We start from the raw sequence: 19,211 nt of genomic DNA on the forward strand, positions 1-19,211 counted from the left end.
ATTGCAGCTATTCCGAAATGTTGATTTGCCCTGCTTGCTCTACGCCTTGTGCATATCCAACATTGAAGCCTTCGTTATATGCTTGGTCGAAACCTTTGTTATACCCTTTGTTATACAGTGGTCTGTATACCTTTCTTTTTTTCATTTTCTTAACGACTGATCTTCTTGCTTTGATGTTTGTTTTTATATTTCGTTTCTTAACTTTAAGGGTCCGTTTTCTTCTAGTCGCTAACAAGCTCCTCTTACGGATCATTCAATTCACCTCCTAAAAAGCGTCCGAATAGTAGGACAAGGAATGATCGGATTTCCTGTTACATACATACTGGCAATTTCATAACTAATGGGGACAGTCCATCGTTGATCCAAATGCCATGTTCGATGAGCAGCAGGAGAAAGAATCGATCGCAGTTTACCCTCTTGAAGCTGATAATGACCACCATCGGGAGTTGTCACGATAATATTATCCCTTAAGTTTATCTCAGTAATAGTTGGATCATTTAGACTGGCGAGTTTCAATAACACATCAGCAGCAGAAAGAGGCGGACCCATATGCCAGCATTTCAAATCGAGCTGTGATACCTGTGTAATGGGTACCTGAATGGGGCTGTTAATCGGATACCGCACACCGTATTCAACCCAATATGCTGTAGGATCTTCCCCTTTTACAATTACACAGTTTGCATAGAACCGACACATCCCAGCTGCTGCGTCCTCGTCATTTTGCCTTGCTTCCATGAGAGCGCGGGATGGATCTCCCCATTTATCAAAATAATAAATCTGGTTTTTCTCATAGACAGGTGCAAACTGTTCTTTTAGGCTCTTCATTGTCATGCTGCCATAATGATGGACGAACGTATCTCCAGCTACAACAAGTTGTAGTCCAAGAAGCTCCGCCCGTAATCCGTAATCGTCATCTTCACAATTACCGATTTCGAATCCTTCATCAAAATATCCGATTCGTTCAAATACATCTCGACGCATGATCAAGCAAAAAGCAGTGATTCGGGATATTGATTTCCAGCGAGATGAGTCAGAGCGATTGTAACTAAGAGCGAATTGTTGCATCTCCTCGACAGTACTATAGTTTGTAGGAATAAGTTGCTCTCCACTAATATAATTACTTACAGGGCCTGCTAAACCTATGGTTGCATCTTGCCCAACACAGGCCAATAAGTTATTCAACCAATAGGGCGTTACCACTGTGTCATTATTCAAAAGTACTAATGAAGTACCTCTTGCCATCAAAAGCCCTTGATTGACAGCACCTGCAAAGCCTAGATTATGATCGAAGAAACGAAATCGAATTCCGGTTGTATCCGATATTAAATAGTCCAATGTCCCGTCGGTCGACCCATTATCAATAATAATCAGCTCGTAGGGCTCTGGCGTATAAGCACGAATACTTTCTATACATTCAATAAGGAACGCTTTTTGGTTATATGTTGGAATAATGATACTGGTCCCTTCAAACAGTGGACGTTTACCTTCTGTCCCTTCGCGGTTTCCACTGTTGAAACCATCTTCGTATCCTTTATCGAAGCCCACCCGGCACCCATCTTTAAATCCTTGGCGAAAGGAAGAATGAACAGGCTTCAGCTTTGACTGAATCTTGTTTTTTTTAATATAACTTGCTTTCATGGCTCTTCTTCCCCTTCTTTCCTTACTTACAAAGGTGCTTCGCCATTACTGATTTTATCTGACAGATGCCCGAAATCGATGGCAACTTTTCCAAGCTCTGTTGCGATACGCTGTACAATAACAACTGCTGGAATGCCTGCAGAAACTAGTGCCAAATCAAAATCTCGAGCATAAATTTCATTCATAACTCGATGCACATCATGAATTCCTTGGACTGGGAAGATCGCATCAACAATGTGGATGCCTTTTGCCATGAGCTTCTCTTTCAATCCCTCCGTTGTATTCCCCTACAAGCAGAACACGCTGTCCGGTCAACAAATCCATAAGAAAACCTTCTACATATAAGGAATAATTAATTGTAGAAAGTGTCAAAGCCATACTACGGTAAGGGATACCGTAATTTTCAAAAATAGATATAGCTAATGGAAGGAACGTTCGAAATCTCGATCTCGGAATTCCCACAATGGATGACTGCATCACAGATTGAAGCAGCATATCTTTAGCAGCATAATCTGGCAAATCAACTCCTGCGTAATTTAAAAAAGTACCATCTTTATGAAGTTGATCTGAACTTTGTATCCCTTGTGCCATGGTGAGCAGTTCACCGTCACCTAGACGAATAATAGAAAGGGGTTTGCGAAACTCCAAGGCATTACGGATCAGCTCATAAATATCCACAGTCGGAAGAACAGGAACCATTTGCTGGTGAAAATGTTCAAGTCCCGCTGCAATAATAGAATCAACTGAAATGCTAGGCAGAATGACATTTACGGGCAGCAATTGATCTACAATAGCATCACCGCCTTGAAACACTCCTTTATCAAAGGCCGTATCATACCCGCTATTGTAACCTTCATTGTAACCAATGTTGTAGCCAACGTTATAATTTGTCTGGTGATTGGATTCGACGGATTTGTGAACCGATCTCGCTCTTCGCCGAGCGCTTCGCCGAGCTTTACCAAGGTTTTTTTTAGAAAGCTTCGGCTTTTTCATTTGAAGCTGCATCGTACACCTCCTGCTTTACATACGTTGACGAACCCCTTCGTTATTGTATTCTTATATGAATTGAAAGAAACGGTTACAAGTGTCTATTTCCTAGCTATACCTTCTATTCCACCTATTCAAATAGAATAGACATCATTTGATCCAGGCGATGCGCATAAGTATGCTGTCGCAATGTTCGGTTATATGCCTTAAACGCAATCTCTCTTCGTTCTTCTTCATGAGTCAAATAGTAGTCGAGTTGATAGACCAGTTCCTCTGGTGAGGAATAGGTAACAATCTCCTGATTAGGAACATACATTTGTGATACCTCAGATCGTAGGTCCACTAGCTGTAGGGTGGAGCAGCCATTAATTTCAAAGGTACGAGGATTTACGGAACAAGCCTGTAGAAGCATACTGTTATTATTTGTCTCATCATCCACCGGTCTATGAAGATTAATAACAATTTTGGCACCATTGTAATAACGAGATGTATCCTCAGGGGTCATCCAGTTTCCAAGTCGGATGGAAGAAGAAAGCAGTTGGTATTGCTGTAATCGGTCCCACCACCAACCAGAAAGGAGCGTTCTTTTACCCTTTAAATAATGGGCAATTTGATCGACATACCAGACACGGTTCCAAAAAGCCGTACCAATAAAACAAATATCCGTTTGAAAGCTAAGCTGAGTTGCACACGGATAGAAGGCTTTCGTATTTACTGCAAAAGGAAAGTAATAGACGTTTGTACAACCAATCGACTGATACAAGCTCACACAGTTTAATTCCAGTGTAAACACGTAATCATAATGAGGAGCAATACCAATCGTCCAATCTGTATAGTATGGATCGTCTGTAAACCAAACTGCCGTGCGGAACCCACGTTGTCTAAGCTCATCTACCTGTTCAAGCGGTAATATAACACCGTTTAACACTAGAACAATGTCTGGCATATATAGTGTCGCTGCAGCTACAACAGATTCAGCCGGACTCACAGACACTACCTCAGATACAACACTTCTCAATCCTTCTATGATAGCTTGATCAAGTGCTGGATAAGGGTCGCCAATGCCTGCAGTGACATAGAGTACTTTATAGGGACGAATTGGAAAGAGCCTCTCACCCAATTGAGTATAAATACCGTTTGATCTGCCTATTCGGTATCCCTCGTTCCAGCCCGCTACACTTCCATCTCTGCTGCCAGCCTCGAATCCTTTATGCCATGTAACAACGGGCTTACCGCTCTTGCGAACGGTTTTGACGCTCATGATCCACACCTGCTTCCGTTACCAATTCTTGGTGCTCTATGCACCATTCCTTTTAAAAGCTTGTAACGCAGAACGCCAATCCCTTAATGGAGTGAGCCCATTCATGCGAATCGCTGCACAATCCAAAGCAGAATTAGCAGGTCTAAGAGCAGATTGCTCAAATTGATGGGAAAGAATGGGCAGCACTTGCACATGGTCAAAGCCCATTTCCTGTACAATAGCTTGAGCAAGCTCAAAGCGCGAACAAACTCCCTCGTTAACTACGTGATAAATCCCATAGCTTTCCTTACTTAGCAGCTCCGTAATAAATGCTGCGAGATCCACAACATAAGTAGGAGAGCCGTAGCAATCCGTTACGACAGATATTTCATTTTGACTTCGAGCCAGCTTACAAATGGTGTTGACGAAACTTCGCTGACCCATACCGTACAACCATGCCGTTCGAACGATGAAATGTTTGCTACAGTACAACTCTACAAATTTTTCGCCGAGCAGTTTGGTAGAGCCATATATATTTATGGGTGAAGGACAATCCGATTCGATGTAGGGTTCCTTTTTCATGCCATCAAATACATAATCGCTGCTAATGTGTACCAGTTTGGCACCCACTAATTCTGCAGCTTCAGCTATATTCCGCGTTCCGAATGCATTAATCTGAAATGCTGTATCAGCATGCTTCTCTGACAAATCCACATCTGTATAAGCAGCTGTATGGATGATTACATCCGGCCGATGTATAAGGATCGTTTCCTTTACTTTATTAGGGATAGTGATGTCAAGCTCAGCTCTTGAAAGAGGCACTACTTCATGCGCAGCAGTTAAGAATGACACCAAGGTCGAACCCAGTTGGCCGACAGCGCCCGTAATTAGTATTTTCAACAATGATCACCCCTAATAGGGTCCAATCCATAACCGCGATGAGAGCCTTCAGCTATTTCCCTTAACCACTGTTCATGATTAACATACCATTGTATGGTCTTTTTGATGCCTTGTTCGAATGGAGTTGATGGTTTCCAACCAAGCTCATTCCTAATCTTTGCAGCGTCAATTGCATACCTCCTATCATGACCGAGCCGATCCTTAACGTAATGGATGAGATTCTCCGTTTTCCCTAATTCATCCAAGATACGACGAATGATATCGATGTTCGTATATTCATTATTACCGCCCACATTATACACTTCGCCGGGTGTTCCGCCATGAAGCACCAGGTCAATCGCATTACAATGGTCTTCGACGTAAAGCCAATCTCGAACGTTAAGGCCGTCACCATAAAGAGGAACCCTTTGATCGTTCAAGACTTTTAAAATCGAAAGAGGAATAAGCTTCTCTGGGAATTGATTCGGACCGTAGTTATTGGAGCAACGGGTAATCATAGCGGGGAAATTATAGGTATGATAATAAGCACGTACCAGCATATCTGCTCCTGCTTTACTAGCCGAATAAGGGCTATTTGGTGCTAATGATGTAGTTTCTGTAAAGTACCCCATTTGTCCGAGAGACCCATAAACTTCATCCGTAGAAATTTGGACAAACCGCTTTACATCATGCTGTATAGCCGCTTCTAGCAAGGTGTGAGTTCCCTGGATATTCGTTCTTACAAAACGGAGTGGATCTTCAATACTCCGATCTACATGGGACTCTGCAGCAAAGTGCACGACCGCATCAATACCTTCGCCAAATATAACGGACAATAGCGATTCATTACAGATGTCCCCTTGAATAAAATGATAATTCGGCAGATGCTCCACTTCAGAGACATTGTCCTTGTGTGCGGCATAAGTGAGCAAATCCAAATTGTATACCTGGTATTCAGGGTATTTGTTCATCATGTATAAGATGAAATTACTACCAATGAAGCCCATACCTCCGGTTATGAGTAGTCTCATCCTGCTATTCTCCTTCCATTAGCTTTGAGCCGGCGTCATGCAAAGATTGAATGGTTCCGGCATCCGTCCACCAACCTTCTAAGATGTTGTATGTGAGTGTGCCTTCTTCCGCATAACAATTGTTTACATCTGTAATCTCCAGCTCACCCCTGACTGATGGCTTTATCGTTTGAATAATTTGAAATACGCCAAAGTCATACATATAAATGCCTGTAACACAAAAATTAGATTGTGGATGCTTCGGCTTTTCCTCGATGGAGACGATACGACTTCCCTTGATATGGGGAACACCATATCTCCGGGAGTCTTCGACTTCCTTCAGAAGCAGCATGGCCCCACGTTCTTGAGCTTCATATGCCTGAACATAATCCGTCAAAGGATCCTCAAACAAATTGTCTCCTAGTATGACTACAAATTTATCCTTCGGTTGTATGAAACCGTTAGCGAGAAATAGAGCTTCCGCTATCCCTCCTGCTTTCTCTTGTATTTTATAAGTAAGATTGACACCCCAATCCTCTCCGCCACCTAAGAAATTCACGTACATACCCGCGGACTGCTTCCCAATGACGAGTAGGATGTCATGAATACCGGCTTCCTTCATTTTCCGAATGGAATAATGTATCATAGGATGCTTGCCAACGGGCAACAGATGCTTATTGACCAATTTTGTTAATGGCCATAAACGCGTTCCCGTACCTCCTGCCAAAATGACACCTTTCATGAGGTCATGTTCCTTTCATCTGAATTGATGCTTAGTAGAAACACCTACTCATAGATATATGTAAATTTACCTTTCGTGGTCTGTACCAATACCCAAAATTCGTGAAATAACAGCTATAGAATAAAAAAAAGCCACCATAGGGTGGCAGGATTATGCTTTGGAGCCAATAGCAATCCAGTTCACAATGCCTTGCAAGTCAGGTGAAAATTTGGCTCGAACGACGGAAACTACCGCTGTATCTTTTAATTTTTGTTTCGCAACAATGTAACAAGCAGGGTGATTGGATATCGCCGTAATGACATAATGTTCATCAGCAAAAGGTTCATCAAAAGTGACTAACACTTCCACGAGTTCATCCTGTCCTTTGAATTGAAATGGAATGAGACCGAACTGCTGCAGGGATGCAGGCTTTGCTGCTGGTACGTGCATCGTTTTGAAAGACAGGTTCTCTGCTTGAATCGCACCTGGAGCAATATGCCTAGATTCGATAATGTCTGCTGCCAGTTTTTCGCTTGTAATCGAGCCGTCTGCGATGTGTTGAACAGTCACCGATCTACTAGCTAGTTTGCTTCCATCCACACTACTTTCAGCAAGTTTCTCGCTTGTAATCGAGCCATCTGCAATATGGGAGCTAGTCACCGCCCCATACCCCAACTTGCTGCTTTCTACGCTGCCATCTGCTATGTGATCACCTGTCACAGATCCAGTCGCCAGCTTACTGCTGTCTACACTAGCTTCCGCTAGTTTTGACGTCGTGATGGTGCTATCGGCGATATGCTTAGCAATGATGGAACCATCCAGCAGCTTACTACCGTCCACACTTCCTGCTGCCAGCTTAGATGTTGTAATCGAGCCGTCTTCCAAGTGATTGCTAACTATAGATCCGTTTGCTAACTTGGTGCCGTCTATACTGCCTTTTGCCAGCTTTGACGTCGTGATGGTACCATCTGCCACGTGGCGTTCGGTTATGGCTCCACTCAGCAGCTTGCTGCTATCCACTATGCCTTCTGCCAGATGTTCACCGGTCACAGTGCCCACGGCTAGCTTGCTACCATCTACACTACCTGCAGCAAGCTTCGAGCCTGATACTGCTCCATCGACAAGATGCTCTTCGCTCACCGAGCAAACGGCCAGTTTATTACCGTCCACACTGCCTGCGGCTAATTTCGATCCATCAACAGCACCCTCCATAATATGAGTGCTGTTCACCGATCCTTCCATCAGCTTTCTTCCATCCACACTGCCAATGGTCAAGTGATAGTTACTAATGATGCCGGACGCAAGCTTACTTCCATCAATGCTGCCTGCGGCTAGCTTCGCGCCGTACAAGGCGCCATCTGCAAGATGATCGCCACTGACTGCGCCTGCGGCCAGCTTGCTTCCGTCTACACTACTTGCAGCCAGCTTGCTTCCGTCAACTGCGCCGTCGACGAGGTGCCCATTGCCTATCGAGTTCGGGGTCAGCTTACTGCCATCGACACTCCCCCATGCCAGCTTCATATTATCCACTGCACCGTCAGCAAGATGATAACTGCTTATAGCTCCAGCAACTAGCTTGCTCCCATCTATACTGCCTGATGCCAACTTTACGCTGGTCACAATTCCTGCTGCCAGATGCTCGCTGCTAATTGCACCTTCAGCAATTTTGCTGCCATCCACACTGCTAATTGAAAGCTTCGTACCGTTTACTGCCCCTGGCGCGATATGATCACTATTCACAGCACCAGACACCAGCTTGCTGCTGTCCACACTGCTCTTCGCTAGTTTTGCTCCGTTCACTGCACCGTCAATGAGGTGTTCGCTTCCTACAGCACCTAGGCTTAGCTTGCTGCTATCCACGCTGCCGTCCATCAGTTTCGTTCCATCTACAGCTCCTGTCACCAAGTGTTCCCGACCTACTACTCCGAATGCCAACTTCGAACCATCCACCATATGGTCAGCGAGATGTTCACGGTTGATCGCACCAGCCAACACTTTACTGCTATCGACACTGCCTGGAGCCAACTTGGTAACATCCACAACATGGTCGGAAAGATGCTCATTGCTCACTGCACCTGCAGTCAGCTTGCTTCCATCCACACTTCCCGTTGCCAACTTTGCTCCATATACCGAACTATCAGCAAGATGGTAATTACTCACAGCACCAAGTGTCAACTTGCTGCCGTCCACCGAATTAGCGGCAAGCTTTTCACTATCAACAGAGCTGGATGCTAGATGTTCGCCGCTGACCGCTCCCAACGCCAGCTTCGCTCCAATAACGCTGCTCGCAGCCAAATGTTCATGTGTTATAACACCTGGCATTAATTTGGTTCCATCCACGCTTTCCTTAGCCAACTTCACACCGTTCACAGCCCCATCGGCAAGGTGCTCATTATTTATTGTTCGTGCAGCCAATTTGGAACCAATAATGGATCCATCAGCTAGATGCCGCGCATTTAAAGCACCGGTAACCAGTTTACTTCCATGGATGCTTTCATTAGCAAGCTTTGCTGCAGTTACCGCACCATCGGCGATGTGTTCACTGCTGACCGCTTTACTGGAAATTTTACGTCCGGTCACACTGTTATCAGCTAGCTTAGACTCTGTTACGGCACTCTCACCTAATTTATCACTCGTAACCGCCTGGTTTTGAATAATCCAAGCAGAAACCGATCCAGCCTGTAAATGCTGAGTTCCTACGGATCCGCTTGCCAACTTCTCTTCCGTGACAGCGTCTTGAGCCAGCGTCTCCGTCGTTATTGACTTTTCAATAAGCTTGCTGCCTTCCAGACTTCGATCTGCGAATATGCCAAGTGTGATAGATCCCTGAGCCAAATGCTCAGAAGTAATCGCTCCGGTCTTAATATGGAAACCGTCGATAATATTTTCCTGAAGGTGCCGAATTTCAATGGACATAGATGCGATTTTACTACTCGTTACAGCTTCTTCAGCGATTTTACTTGTTGTAATCGTCTGTTCCTGTACATGTCGTGTCGTAATCGCTTCGTCAGCGATATGTTTACGATGAATAGCTAATTCATTGATTTGTTCCTGACCGATTGCCCGCTCTGTTACATGTTCGGAACGTATGACACCCTGCCCAAGCTTATCACCGGAAATAACGCCATCTTTTAGATGCTCCGCGCCAATCGAATTCAATTGTATGTGGGTTCCTGATACGGCTCCGCTCACTAAATGCTCACTACCAATGATTTCTTCCTGCAAATGAACCCCATGAATCGTGCTCAGCGCAATTTTCTGTGAAGTGACACTCTTATCCTTCAGTTTAGACGAATCTACACTCTCATTAGCCAGCTTCTCCGTTGTGACAGATCCCGATTCCAATTTGGAACTGGAGATAATGTTATTCCCCAGATGCTCACTCTGAATGGCTTGCTGATCAATATGCCTTCCCTCAACAATGCTTTCCCCCAATTTAGCCGATGTAATTGATTCATCTTGGAGTTTAGCACTGGAGATGATGTTATCGGCAAGATGCCAATTCTGAACAGCATGCTGCCGAATATGCCGTTCTTCTATAATGCTTTCTCCCAATTTAGCAGATGTAACCGATTCATCTTGAAGCTTAGCACTAGAAATCGCATTGTCCGTTAAATGATCACTATCAATGGCTTTCGGGTTAATGTGCCGTCCTTCAATGATATGGTTAGCCAATTTATCGGATGTAATCGCACCGTCTAGTATGAGCGTCGAATAAATTGCGCCATTCGCAATATGCTCCGCATGAATCGAGCTTGCTGTGATATGACGGCTGGTGATTGCTTCATCGGTAATATGTTCACCATAAATGGAGGATTCCTGCAAATGTTTCGTCTCAATCGCTAGTGGAGCAATCTTCCCGCTCGATACAGCCATATCCGCAAGTTGATCGTGATTAACAGATTCCCACGCCAGCTTCTCTGTTGTGATTGACTCATTTTGCAAATGACAGTTCTCAATAGCAAGATCAGCAATATGCGTTGCTTCAATTTGTCGCGGAGCAATGTTATGACTCTGAACACTGCCATTAGCCAAGTGTTCTCCATAAATACTTTGTGGTTGAAAATGAACAGAGGTAATGCTCGCATTGGCGATTTTCTCTTCGGTCACTGCCTGATCTCTTAACTTATCCGTTGTGACGGAAGCATCCGTCAGCTTGGCGGTATCAATAATATAATTGGACAAATGCTTGGCTTGCACGGCGCCACTATGAATTTTCTCTCCCGTTATAGCTTGATTATCAATGAGTTCGCTCGTAATGATCAGTTCAGATAAATGTTGGGGAAGAATGGAACCGTGAGCAATTTTTAAGGAATCAATGGTTTGGTCGGCCAGTTTATCCGCTGTGATACTATTGTCCATCATTTTACTGCCCGGAATGGATTGATCCTGAATTTTATCACCCAAGATACTATGTGGAGCAATATGTTCATCGTTGATCGCTTGATTAGCAATCTTATCTCTTGTTACACTTCCCGGAGCAAGCTTCGAATGCTCGATTGCAAAATCCTTCAGAGCTTTCGTGCCGATACTGAGTGGTTTAATTTTGCTCTCATCGACAGAGCGATTTGCAATTTTCTCCCAAGTAATCGCTTCTTCGACAATATCATCTGTATAGACGACAGGGTTTACAAATTTCCCCGTTTTCCTTTCAGAGAGCAATAGCAGCGGTGGTGGGGGAGCGGTGGAAGTAGTGGAAACCTTCATTAGATTGGATTGCTTGCTAATTTTGGTCGTTTCTACTGGAGATTTCACATTCCCTTTGGCTGGCGGATGCGGATCACTCGTTTCCGTTTTCTGAACGGGCTCCGTTTTCTCAGCTTTCTCGACTTTCTCGGCTTTCTCGGCTTTCTCTTGCTTGACTGGAGCTGATGCTGGTTCAATTTCATCTATCCAATCCAGTTCGTTCACCCTGCTGGAGTTCACTTTTTGCACATAAGGTCTTACTCTGCTGCTCTTACGCTTACTCATAGACTCCTCTCCATTCTCCAAGAATTAGTCACTTGTAACATATTCAGTCTCCACCCGATAGGTACGCTAGCCCGAAAAAATGTGCGCTAACCTAGATAAATGGTCAAATCCACTAACTACTCTCTATACATATGCGGATTAAAAGGCAAAGCTTGGGCATTCGTTCCATTTCTACTTGGAAAGTATCAGCATCCGTACAAACAAGCAACCCTGCTTTTCCATAAACTGAGAAGGAGTCACAATTGCACAACACCCAAGCCCTCTGAAGGAGAAGGAGTGAAGTAGATGGCGAATCCCTATGTGGGTATTTTAGTCAACGATTCCTTACACGCAGGCATTCCCCTAGGGAACACACAGTATGAAGCTACTCAATATTATGATGAAGCTGGCAAGCAATACGGTGTAACTCCTTGTTATTTCCGCCTCCAGGATGTCCAAATCGATAAAATGAAGGTACACGCTTATGTACAAGAAGGTCCTTGCTTTGAGCTAAAATGGTTGGATCTTCCCAAGGTTATCCACAATCGAGCGATTTATTTGGACCATGCTTCTTATCAGAAACTGGAGGAATGGACAAAACGAGGCGTAATCTTATTTAATAGATGGAACCGCTATAGCAAACTGAGAATTCACGATCTTTTGCTGAAAAATGCTAGCATTCGCCCCCATCTGCCAGGGACTTATCCGGCTACCTTGAAAAATATGAAAATCATGATGTCAGCCTACGATTCTCTCATTATTAAACCAACCAATTCTAGCATCGGTCGTGGTGTGATGAAAATGGATCGCCATGTTAGGAGCTGGAAGCTCATTTACCCGGCAAGTATGAAGATCAGTAACCGAATCTGGCGGACAGTAAGCTTCCGTCATTACCTTCCTTTGACCTTACGACGCAAAATCCAAAGCCACACCTACATGATTCAGCAGCGCCTGCCTCTGGCTACATTTGATGGCCGACCATTCGATCTTCGCATCTCTGCTCAGCGCGGGGCATCTGGCGAATGGGGAATAACCGGTATAGTTGCGAAAGTCGCATCACGCGAACTCTTTCTCACCAATGTAGCGCAGGGTGGAGAAGTGCGAACTTTACCCGATATTCTATCTACCGAATACCCTCACCTTAATCAAGAGGAAGTATTACACCAAATTTCCGACTTCTCCCTGCGTGTCGCTCGGCATCTCAGTACAGAACTGCCCTACCTAGCTGATATCGGGCTCGATGTAGGGATCACATGCGACGGATTTCCATTATTTATTGAATGTAATGGGAAAGATCAACGCTACAGCTTCCTTGAAGCCAACATGCAGGAGGTATGGAAAGCTACTTATTTTAATCCTATCGCCTACGCAAAATTCTTGTTAGATGGCGGCGTCCCCCCACTTTAATCGCGCAAAAAAAACACCGTGCTGCGAATGTATCCGCAGGAACGGTGTTATTTGTTTGCTATTGTCCCTAGTACGCTCTGAACCTCAGCGTTCAGTTTTTTCGTATCTGGAACTTTAATCGGACGATCATGCAGTTGATATTTCTGCTTCACCTTCGTAACTTGATGAACACTTTGATTGATTGTTTCCATCGGTATTCGCCCCGATTGAACGGCTTTTCGCAGTGCGTCTATGACCGTGACGACCTTCTCATACTCATGTCCGACCATAACGATATTCGTCCCCGCAAGAACAGACTTCACGGCTGCCTCACCCAGATCATAATTCTTGATGATGGCCCCCATCGTCATATCATCTGTCATGATGAGTCCCTCAAACCCCATTTCCTTACGCAAAAGATCTGTCATAATCTTTCTCGACATCGAAGCAGGATTCTGAGCATCCACTTTAGGCAGCAGAATATGAGCGACCATGACCGCATCAGCCTGATGCTTGAAAGCTTCTGCGAACGGAACCAGCTCAAGCTTACGCAAGCGGGCGAGGTCATTTTGGACGATCGGCAGTCCCACATGCGAATCTACCGAAGTATCACCATGCCCTGGAAAATGCTTTACAACAGGGACAACCTGCTGATTCTGTAGTCCTTTCATCATTTGAACACCAAAGCTGCTCACAATAGAAGCATTAGATCCGAATGAACGATCACCAATGACCGGATTGTTAGGGTTACTATTGACATCCAGATCGGGTGCGAAATCCATATTTAAGCCATAGGCATTTAGTTCTTTCCCAAGTAGTTGGCCGATATTATAAGCGAGCACAGGACGACCCGTTTTACCGATGTCTTTGCTGGTCGGTGTTTTCATAATCTCATCCGGCAACCGTGTCACTCTGCCGCCTTCTTCATCTACACCCAACCAAAGCGGAAGCTTATTCACGGTATTCGTCTGTTTCAATTCATTAACTAGCCCTACCAGCTGAGTCGTATTTTTCACATTAGGCTTGTATAATATAATCCCGCCAACGTGATAAGTTTCTATCAGCTCGCGTGCATGTACATTCATACTGTACTCATCGATTCCCGCTATAATCATTTGTCCTAACTTTTCTTCCAGCGTCATCGCCACAACACCGCTTGTTGCGACTGGCGTTGGCGTTGATGTCGGTGTCGGTGTAGCTTCCACTCTCGGCGGTGTCGCGGCGGGTGCTGAGGAAGATGGATTGTCTCCCGGGCGGGACGACGAACAGCCAGTTAAGAGCAGTGAAAACGCAGCTGCGAGCACCGCGCCTCTGATCAACAAAGGTATATCTCGTTTCATCTTCATCTACCTTCCCTTTTGGACCTAAACTTCTTAACGATGTTCTACCTAAAATTGTTGCAAGACCGATTATTCGCTCCTAAGCTCCTTCAGCGTCCATCTCAGTAACGTATAGATTCCATAACACCCCAAGAAAGCTCCGCTTAACAGGAATAACACATTCTGAAAAATGCCGTGAATATTCGTCATAAATACCGTCTCATCTCTTAAAATCTCATATATAGCGAGCACGCTGATAATACCAAACACATAGGCACACCCCACTGCCAGCATATGATATATAATTCGGCACATTGTGAACAGCCAAGCACTTATTAGCATACTAATTGGAATTAGAATACTAAGTACCACGATTATTATGGACATTGTGTGATTTCACCTCATCAACAGCATTGACGGTTTCCTTTCCGGAAATACCAAAGGCATATGGATCCATTTTGTGATATGATTATATGGAAAATAAAGCGTTTACATAAAGGCTTCTCCTGCTAGGATCCGGGGTCGCATCCATCACAAGGAAAAGAGGTCTATTAATGAAGAAGAATAGCGTCTTACAGTATTCGCTGCCCTTAGATGCTTCCTTTGAGCTAATCGCAAGCTGCAAGTCCTGTACGAGTATTTCTGATCATTCATCTCGAACCCCTGTCCAATGTATCAAGTTCGCCGGCTCCTCTGTTCCCATCTCCGTTAACCTCGCTACTTGCTATACCTGCGGGGATTATAAGCAAAGCTAGCATATTCCACCTCAAACAGCCATTAGGCTGTTTTTTTCTTGCGCATACCTTGCATTCCTTCCTCATTCGACAATTGATTCTTTTACCTTTCTGTGGCAAGATTAGCGAAGAACCATATATAGGGATCTTTGATCTTAATCAAAGTCTCTCCGCATGAAGGGATCTTTGATCCGTGATCACTGCTTCCCCTAAACACGAATGAACAGGAGTTTTTTAATCTATGTCTAAACCATTTTTTCGATTGCTAACGGAGCTGTCTTCACGCAAATGGGTGTCCCAAGTGACAGGTGCTTTTGCCAGATCCAAAGCAAGCCGGATCTTCATTCCTCGCTTTGCCCAAACCTACGGAATACGCATCGAAGATGCTGAGAAGCATTTACAGGATTATAAATCTTTGAATGATTTCTTCACACGCAGATTAAAGCCAGGGTTACGCCCTATTCACGAAGATCTAACTCGTGTTGTAAGTCCTGTTGATGCCAGCATTACAGGTATTGGTGACATCAAGGATGGCTTGATTGTGAATGTCAAAGGTCAAGACTACACGATAGAAGAGCTGCTTAATCGTTCCCCTCGTACGGTCAACTATAAGAATGGCTTTTATTTTGTTCTATATCTTAGTCCTACAGACTACCACCGCATTCATTCGCCGATTTCAGGTGATGTGCTTGAGAGCGAGCATGTGCTTGGGAAAGTATATCCTGTGAATGAGTTTGGCCTTCGTCATATGAAGAGAGTACTCAGTCGTAACGAACGGTTAATTACCTTTATCCAGCACAATGCCGGTGAAGTTGCTGTAGTGAAAGTTGGAGCCCTTAACGTAAGTTCTATTCAATATGTGAAGCCTCTTCCCAAAACGCTTGAGCGAGGTCAAGAACTAGCTTACTTCGAGTTTGGTTCAACAGTTGTTCTCCTTTTTGAAGATGATATGTTTGAGCCTCGCCCAGATCTGCAGCTCGGTTCTAAAGTGAAAATGGGAGAAGACCTCGGCCGTTTCCTAGAAAAATAAAGGGGATCTGTCACTGGAGAGGAGAGAACCATGGCGTCCATTACAGCATCATCTCCCGAACAAAGCTCCAAGAGCTTAAATAGTACCGGAGACGTCAAACCTACCGTATATCGTATTTTATTCGCAATTGGGCTTGTCCATTTACTCAACGATTCGATTCAATCTGTCATTCCAGCTATCTTTCCCATACTAAAAAGCGAGATGGGACTTAGCTATACACAGATTGGTTGGGTACAGTTCGCCATTAACTTCACGGCTTCCATTATGCAGCCGGTTGTCGGCTTATACACAGATCGCAAGCCTTCACCCTACATGCTGCCGATTGGCATGGCCTCCACCCTTACGGGTATGCTGCTGCTCGCATTCGCACATTCGTATTGGGTCGTGTTATTGTCTGTTTGCTTTGTAGGTCTTGGATCAGCCGCCTTCCACCCAGAGGGATCTCGTGTCTCTCACATGGCCGCGGGGAGTCGCAAAGGTCTAGCTCAGTCCATTTTCCAAGTTGGCGGTAACGCCGGTCAATCTTTGGCCCCCATGATGACCAAATGGATTTTCATTCCACTTGGATTATTCGGTTCCATATGGTTCACTGGCGTAGCTGCAGTAGCTATCGCTGTGCAATTATATATTGCTCGCTGGTATAAATCCGTGCTGCTTGCCACACCGGTTAAAGCGAAGACCATCGTACAACGTACCGTTAACCCACAGCGGCGCAAGCAAGTCATGTTTGCGATTTGCCTACTAATTTTTCTTGTGTTCGTCCGTTCTTGGTATGGAGCAGCAATGAGCGGCTACTTTGCCTTCTTCTTGCAAGATACATACGGCATGTCAATCGACCGCGCACAGGACTTTATCTTCTTGTTCCTAGCGGCAGGAGCGGTTGGAACATTTTTTGGCGGTCCGCTGGCAGACCGCTTCGGTAAGCGTAATGTCATTTTCTTTTCCATGCTTGGTTCAGCCCCGTTTGCTTTGCTGTTGCCGCATGTGTCGATAACTTGGGCTTACATTTTACTTGTGATTATAGGAATCATTCTATTATCCAGCTTTTCTGTTACCGTAGTGTATGCCCAAATGCTATTCCCTGGGAAAGTCGGGACCGTATCTGGCTTAATTACAGGCTTAGCTTTTGGAATGGGCGGCATCGGGAGTGTCGTCCTTGGCAATCTCTGCGACACCATAGGCACGGCGCGTGTTATGGAAATGTGTGCATTTCTACCGCTCCTTGGCATCCTGACATTCCTTCTCCCTTCGGATCGCAAGTTAAAACAATGGACAGAAGAAACTAACTAGCAATAAGACCTTGTTAGGCTAGCTGAATGCATCAGCTGCTGAAACAAGGTTTTTTTCGTATATAGAAACTGGGGTGGCTTCGTGCATTCCCTTGATGATATTGATTATCTTGCTGCTACAACCCCCTACCTTGTTGACTGCTAAGCCATTACCTTGCAACCTGCAAACCCATTACTGTCGTGACATACCAACACTTCCTTCAGCCTTATCCCCCTCCTTCCTCCGCCAGGCTTTAGGAACTGTTCAAACACATTTGCTGCGAAATCTGCAGTTAATTTTTAATGAGCTGCTTTTTCATCAGCGATTAACTGCTTTTCCTACATCAAATTCACCCGAAAACGCCCTTTTGAACACGTTAAAGCGAAATTAGCTGCACATTTTGCAGGTAATTCAAAAAAAAGGACGTTAATTAATAATTTTGATGCACTAACTGCATCATATGTGGTTTTGAGCATCACTCAGCTAGCTTCCAGATTACCCCAAAACTTGGCAGGAACGAAAAAACAGTTCGGATCACCTCATCGAGGTGCACCGAACTGCTAATTATAACGACTTATTCGTGGTGTGCATCATGTGTCTCACGCTGGTTGCGGCGACGGGCCACACCGGATTCATAAGCTGCTTCCATGACCGCTTCTCTTACCTTCTCAACAACAGCCGTGTTGAACACACTTGGAATAATGTAATATTCGTTCAATTCATCTTCATTTACTACAGATGCAATAGCTTTGGCTGCAGCCAACTTCATTTCTTGCGTGATGCGCGAAGCGCGGCAGTCCAGCACACCGCGGAAAATCCCCGGGAAGCAAAGAACATTATTAATTTGATTCGGGTAATCTGACCGGCCGGTTGCCATCACACGAACATAAGGCTCAGCTTCTTCTGGCGTAATTTCCGGAGTTGGGTTTGCCATCGCGAACACGATCGGATCAGTACCCATTCTCTTCACATCATCAGCCTTAAGTACACCCGGCCCGGATAACCCAATGAAAATATCAGCACCTGATATAACATCAGACAGTAGTCCTTTTTGTAAAAATGGATTCGTATTGGCTGCATACCATTCCCAAGCTGAATTCGAATAGCTCTCTCCGCGTACGATTGCGCCTTGTCGATCTACACCGATAACATTTGTAACACCGGCAGCTAAAAGCATCTTCGTACAGGCAATCCCCGCAGCTCCAATGCCCGTGATAACTACTTTACAATCTTCCAAATTCTTGCCCACGAGCTTAACAGCATTGAGAAGCCCTGCAAGAATAACTACTGCCGTTCCATGCTGATCGTCGTGGAACACAGGAATATCTAGTTCATTGATTAATCTTTCCTCAATTTCAAAACAACGCGGCGATGAAATATCTTCTAAATTAATACCACCGAATGCTGGTGCAATCGCTTTTACCGTACGAATAATTTCTTCGGTATCTTGCGTGTCCAAACAAATTGGGAACGCATCTACACCTGCCATCTGCTTGAACAGCATGGCCTTCCCTTCCATCACCGGCATCGCCGCTTCCGGACCAATATTTCCTAAACCGAGGACCGCTGTGCCATCCGACACAACAGCAACCGTATTCCGTTTTATCGTCAATGAGTGTGCTTTCGCTGGGTCTTCATGAATTGCCATACAAACCCGAGCAACCCCCGGTGTATATACACGGGATAGGTCGTCCCGATTTTTAATAGGCATTTTCGGAGTAACTTCGATCTTGCCACCCAAATGCATGAGAAACGTTTGGTCTGAAACGTTAATTAACCGAACGCCAGGAATCTCCTTCAATACTTTAGTAATGGATTCCGTATGTTCAGGGTCGCTTACTTTTACCGTAATATCGCGCGTCGTTGTTGTTTTACTAGCTCGTGTTACGTCAATCGCGACAATATCGCCGCCTGCTTCACCTATAGCTGTAGCAATTTTCCCAAAAGTGACCAATTCTTTATGTATTTCCAAACGCACAATAACGCTTGTGCCTCCACCATTTAACCCCGCCATAATAAGGATCACTCCTAAGAAGATAATTAATTGA

General features: G+C 44.7%; 15 protein-coding genes. 3 read left to right on the forward strand and 12 right to left on the reverse strand.

The features are described 5' to 3' along the window. Positions 1–7 precede the first annotated feature (7 nt). The 9 genes from QFZ80_RS26125 to QFZ80_RS26165 all read right to left on the reverse strand — a co-directional run bounded on the left by QFZ80_RS26125 (position 8) and on the right by QFZ80_RS26165 (position 11,446). Positions 8–253 (reverse strand): hypothetical protein, encoded by a 246-nt coding sequence (locus tag QFZ80_RS26125; RefSeq protein WP_307553137.1) that lies wholly within the window; start codon positions 251–253, stop codon positions 8–10. Between the two features lie 5 nt (positions 254–258). Then, positions 259–1,638 (reverse strand): glycosyltransferase family 2 protein, encoded by a 1,380-nt coding sequence (locus tag QFZ80_RS26130; RefSeq protein ID WP_307553136.1) that lies wholly within the window; start codon positions 1,636–1,638, stop codon positions 259–261. Between the two features lie 26 nt (positions 1,639–1,664). Next, on the reverse strand, positions 1,665–1,892 hold the full coding sequence (locus QFZ80_RS26135) for a GT-D fold domain-containing glycosyltransferase (RefSeq protein WP_307561826.1): 228 nt from the start codon (positions 1,890–1,892) through the stop codon (positions 1,665–1,667). Next, positions 1,867–2,643, reverse strand: a complete 777-nt coding sequence (locus QFZ80_RS26140; RefSeq protein ID WP_307561828.1) for a GT-D fold domain-containing protein — start codon at positions 2,641–2,643, stop codon at positions 1,867–1,869. Before QFZ80_RS26140 ends, QFZ80_RS26135 begins: the two co-directional genes overlap by 26 nt. Positions 2,644–2,755: 112 nt before the next feature. Next, on the reverse strand, positions 2,756–3,886 hold the full coding sequence (locus QFZ80_RS26145; protein WP_307561830.1) for a CgeB family protein: 1,131 nt from the start codon (positions 3,884–3,886) through the stop codon (positions 2,756–2,758). Between the two features lie 36 nt (positions 3,887–3,922). Next, positions 3,923–4,765, reverse strand: coding sequence for a dTDP-4-dehydrorhamnose reductase (gene rfbD / locus QFZ80_RS26150; RefSeq protein ID WP_307553133.1), 843 nt, complete (start codon positions 4,763–4,765; stop codon positions 3,923–3,925). Then, positions 4,762–5,775, reverse strand: a complete 1,014-nt coding sequence (rfbB, locus tag QFZ80_RS26155) for a dTDP-glucose 4,6-dehydratase (protein WP_307553132.1) — start codon at positions 5,773–5,775, stop codon at positions 4,762–4,764. The genes rfbD and rfbB overlap by 4 nt, the downstream gene beginning before the upstream one ends. A gap of 4 nt (positions 5,776–5,779) precedes the next feature. Continuing rightward, positions 5,780–6,496, reverse strand: a complete 717-nt coding sequence (locus tag QFZ80_RS26160; protein ID WP_307553131.1) for a sugar phosphate nucleotidyltransferase — start codon at positions 6,494–6,496, stop codon at positions 5,780–5,782. A 150-nt stretch (positions 6,497–6,646) separates the two neighbouring features. Then, on the reverse strand, positions 6,647–11,446 hold the full coding sequence (locus QFZ80_RS26165; RefSeq protein WP_307553130.1) for a WIAG-tail domain: 4,800 nt from the start codon (positions 11,444–11,446) through the stop codon (positions 6,647–6,649). Between the two features lie 285 nt (positions 11,447–11,731). Here QFZ80_RS26165 and QFZ80_RS26170 point away from each other — a divergent pair, with 285 nt between their 5' ends. Then, on the forward strand, positions 11,732–12,832 hold the full coding sequence (locus QFZ80_RS26170) for a YheC/YheD family endospore coat-associated protein (protein WP_307553129.1): 1,101 nt from the start codon (positions 11,732–11,734) through the stop codon (positions 12,830–12,832). A 47-nt stretch (positions 12,833–12,879) separates the two neighbouring features. Here QFZ80_RS26170 and nagZ read toward each other — a convergent pair whose 3' ends face one another. Continuing rightward, the gene (gene nagZ, locus QFZ80_RS26175; RefSeq protein ID WP_307553128.1) at positions 12,880–14,151 is read right to left on the reverse strand and encodes a beta-N-acetylhexosaminidase; all 1,272 of its coding nucleotides are present in this window, start codon (positions 14,149–14,151) and stop codon (positions 12,880–12,882) included. A 69-nt stretch (positions 14,152–14,220) separates the two neighbouring features. After that, positions 14,221–14,517 (reverse strand): transposase, encoded by a 297-nt coding sequence (locus QFZ80_RS26180; RefSeq protein WP_307553127.1) that lies wholly within the window; start codon positions 14,515–14,517, stop codon positions 14,221–14,223. A 588-nt stretch (positions 14,518–15,105) separates the two neighbouring features. Here QFZ80_RS26180 and asd point away from each other — a divergent pair. Then, positions 15,106–15,894, forward strand: a complete 789-nt coding sequence (gene asd, locus QFZ80_RS26185; protein WP_307553126.1) for an archaetidylserine decarboxylase — start codon at positions 15,106–15,108, stop codon at positions 15,892–15,894. 30 nt (positions 15,895–15,924) lie between these two features. Beyond that, entirely contained in the window at positions 15,925–17,184 is a 1,260-nt protein-coding gene (locus QFZ80_RS26190; RefSeq protein WP_307553125.1) for an MFS transporter, read from the forward strand. 553 nt (positions 17,185–17,737) lie between these two features. Here the strand turns inward: QFZ80_RS26190 and QFZ80_RS26195 are convergent. Continuing rightward, positions 17,738–19,177 carry an NAD-dependent malic enzyme gene (locus tag QFZ80_RS26195; RefSeq protein ID WP_307553124.1) on the reverse strand — a complete coding sequence of 480 codons (1,440 nt, stop codon included), beginning with the start codon at positions 19,175–19,177 and terminating at the stop codon, positions 17,738–17,740. Positions 19,178–19,211: the final 34 nt, after the last annotated feature.

The sequence above is a fragment of the Paenibacillus sp. V4I7 genome (assembly GCF_030817275.1).
Classification (GTDB): domain Bacteria; phylum Bacillota; class Bacilli; order Paenibacillales; family NBRC-103111; genus Paenibacillus_E.

Coding starts and splice junctions, on each gene's coding strand:
- QFZ80_RS26190 (WP_307553125.1), top strand. CDS start 15,925: ATGGCGTCCATTACAGCATCATCTCCCGAACAAAGCTCCAAGAGCTTA.
- rfbB (WP_307553132.1), bottom strand. CDS start 5,775: ATGAGACTACTCATAACCGGAGGTATGGGCTTCATTGGTAGTAATTTC.
- QFZ80_RS26180 (WP_307553127.1), bottom strand. CDS start 14,517: ATGTCCATAATAATCGTGGTACTTAGTATTCTAATTCCAATTAGTATG.
- asd (WP_307553126.1), top strand. CDS start 15,106: ATGTCTAAACCATTTTTTCGATTGCTAACGGAGCTGTCTTCACGCAAA.
- QFZ80_RS26135 (WP_307561826.1), bottom strand. CDS start 1,892: ATGGCAAAAGGCATCCACATTGTTGATGCGATCTTCCCAGTCCAAGGA.
- QFZ80_RS26160 (WP_307553131.1), bottom strand. CDS start 6,496: ATGAAAGGTGTCATTTTGGCAGGAGGTACGGGAACGCGTTTATGGCCA.
- nagZ (WP_307553128.1), bottom strand. CDS start 14,151: ATGAAACGAGATATACCTTTGTTGATCAGAGGCGCGGTGCTCGCAGCT.
- QFZ80_RS26145 (WP_307561830.1), bottom strand. CDS start 3,886: ATGAGCGTCAAAACCGTTCGCAAGAGCGGTAAGCCCGTTGTTACATGG.
- QFZ80_RS26130 (WP_307553136.1), bottom strand. CDS start 1,638: ATGAAAGCAAGTTATATTAAAAAAAACAAGATTCAGTCAAAGCTGAAG.
- QFZ80_RS26170 (WP_307553129.1), top strand. CDS start 11,732: ATGGCGAATCCCTATGTGGGTATTTTAGTCAACGATTCCTTACACGCA.
- QFZ80_RS26195 (WP_307553124.1), bottom strand. CDS start 19,177: ATGGCGGGGTTAAATGGTGGAGGCACAAGCGTTATTGTGCGTTTGGAA.
- QFZ80_RS26165 (WP_307553130.1), bottom strand. CDS start 11,446: ATGAGTAAGCGTAAGAGCAGCAGAGTAAGACCTTATGTGCAAAAAGTG.
- QFZ80_RS26140 (WP_307561828.1), bottom strand. CDS start 2,643: ATGCAGCTTCAAATGAAAAAGCCGAAGCTTTCTAAAAAAAACCTTGGT.
- QFZ80_RS26125 (WP_307553137.1), bottom strand. CDS start 253: ATGATCCGTAAGAGGAGCTTGTTAGCGACTAGAAGAAAACGGACCCTT.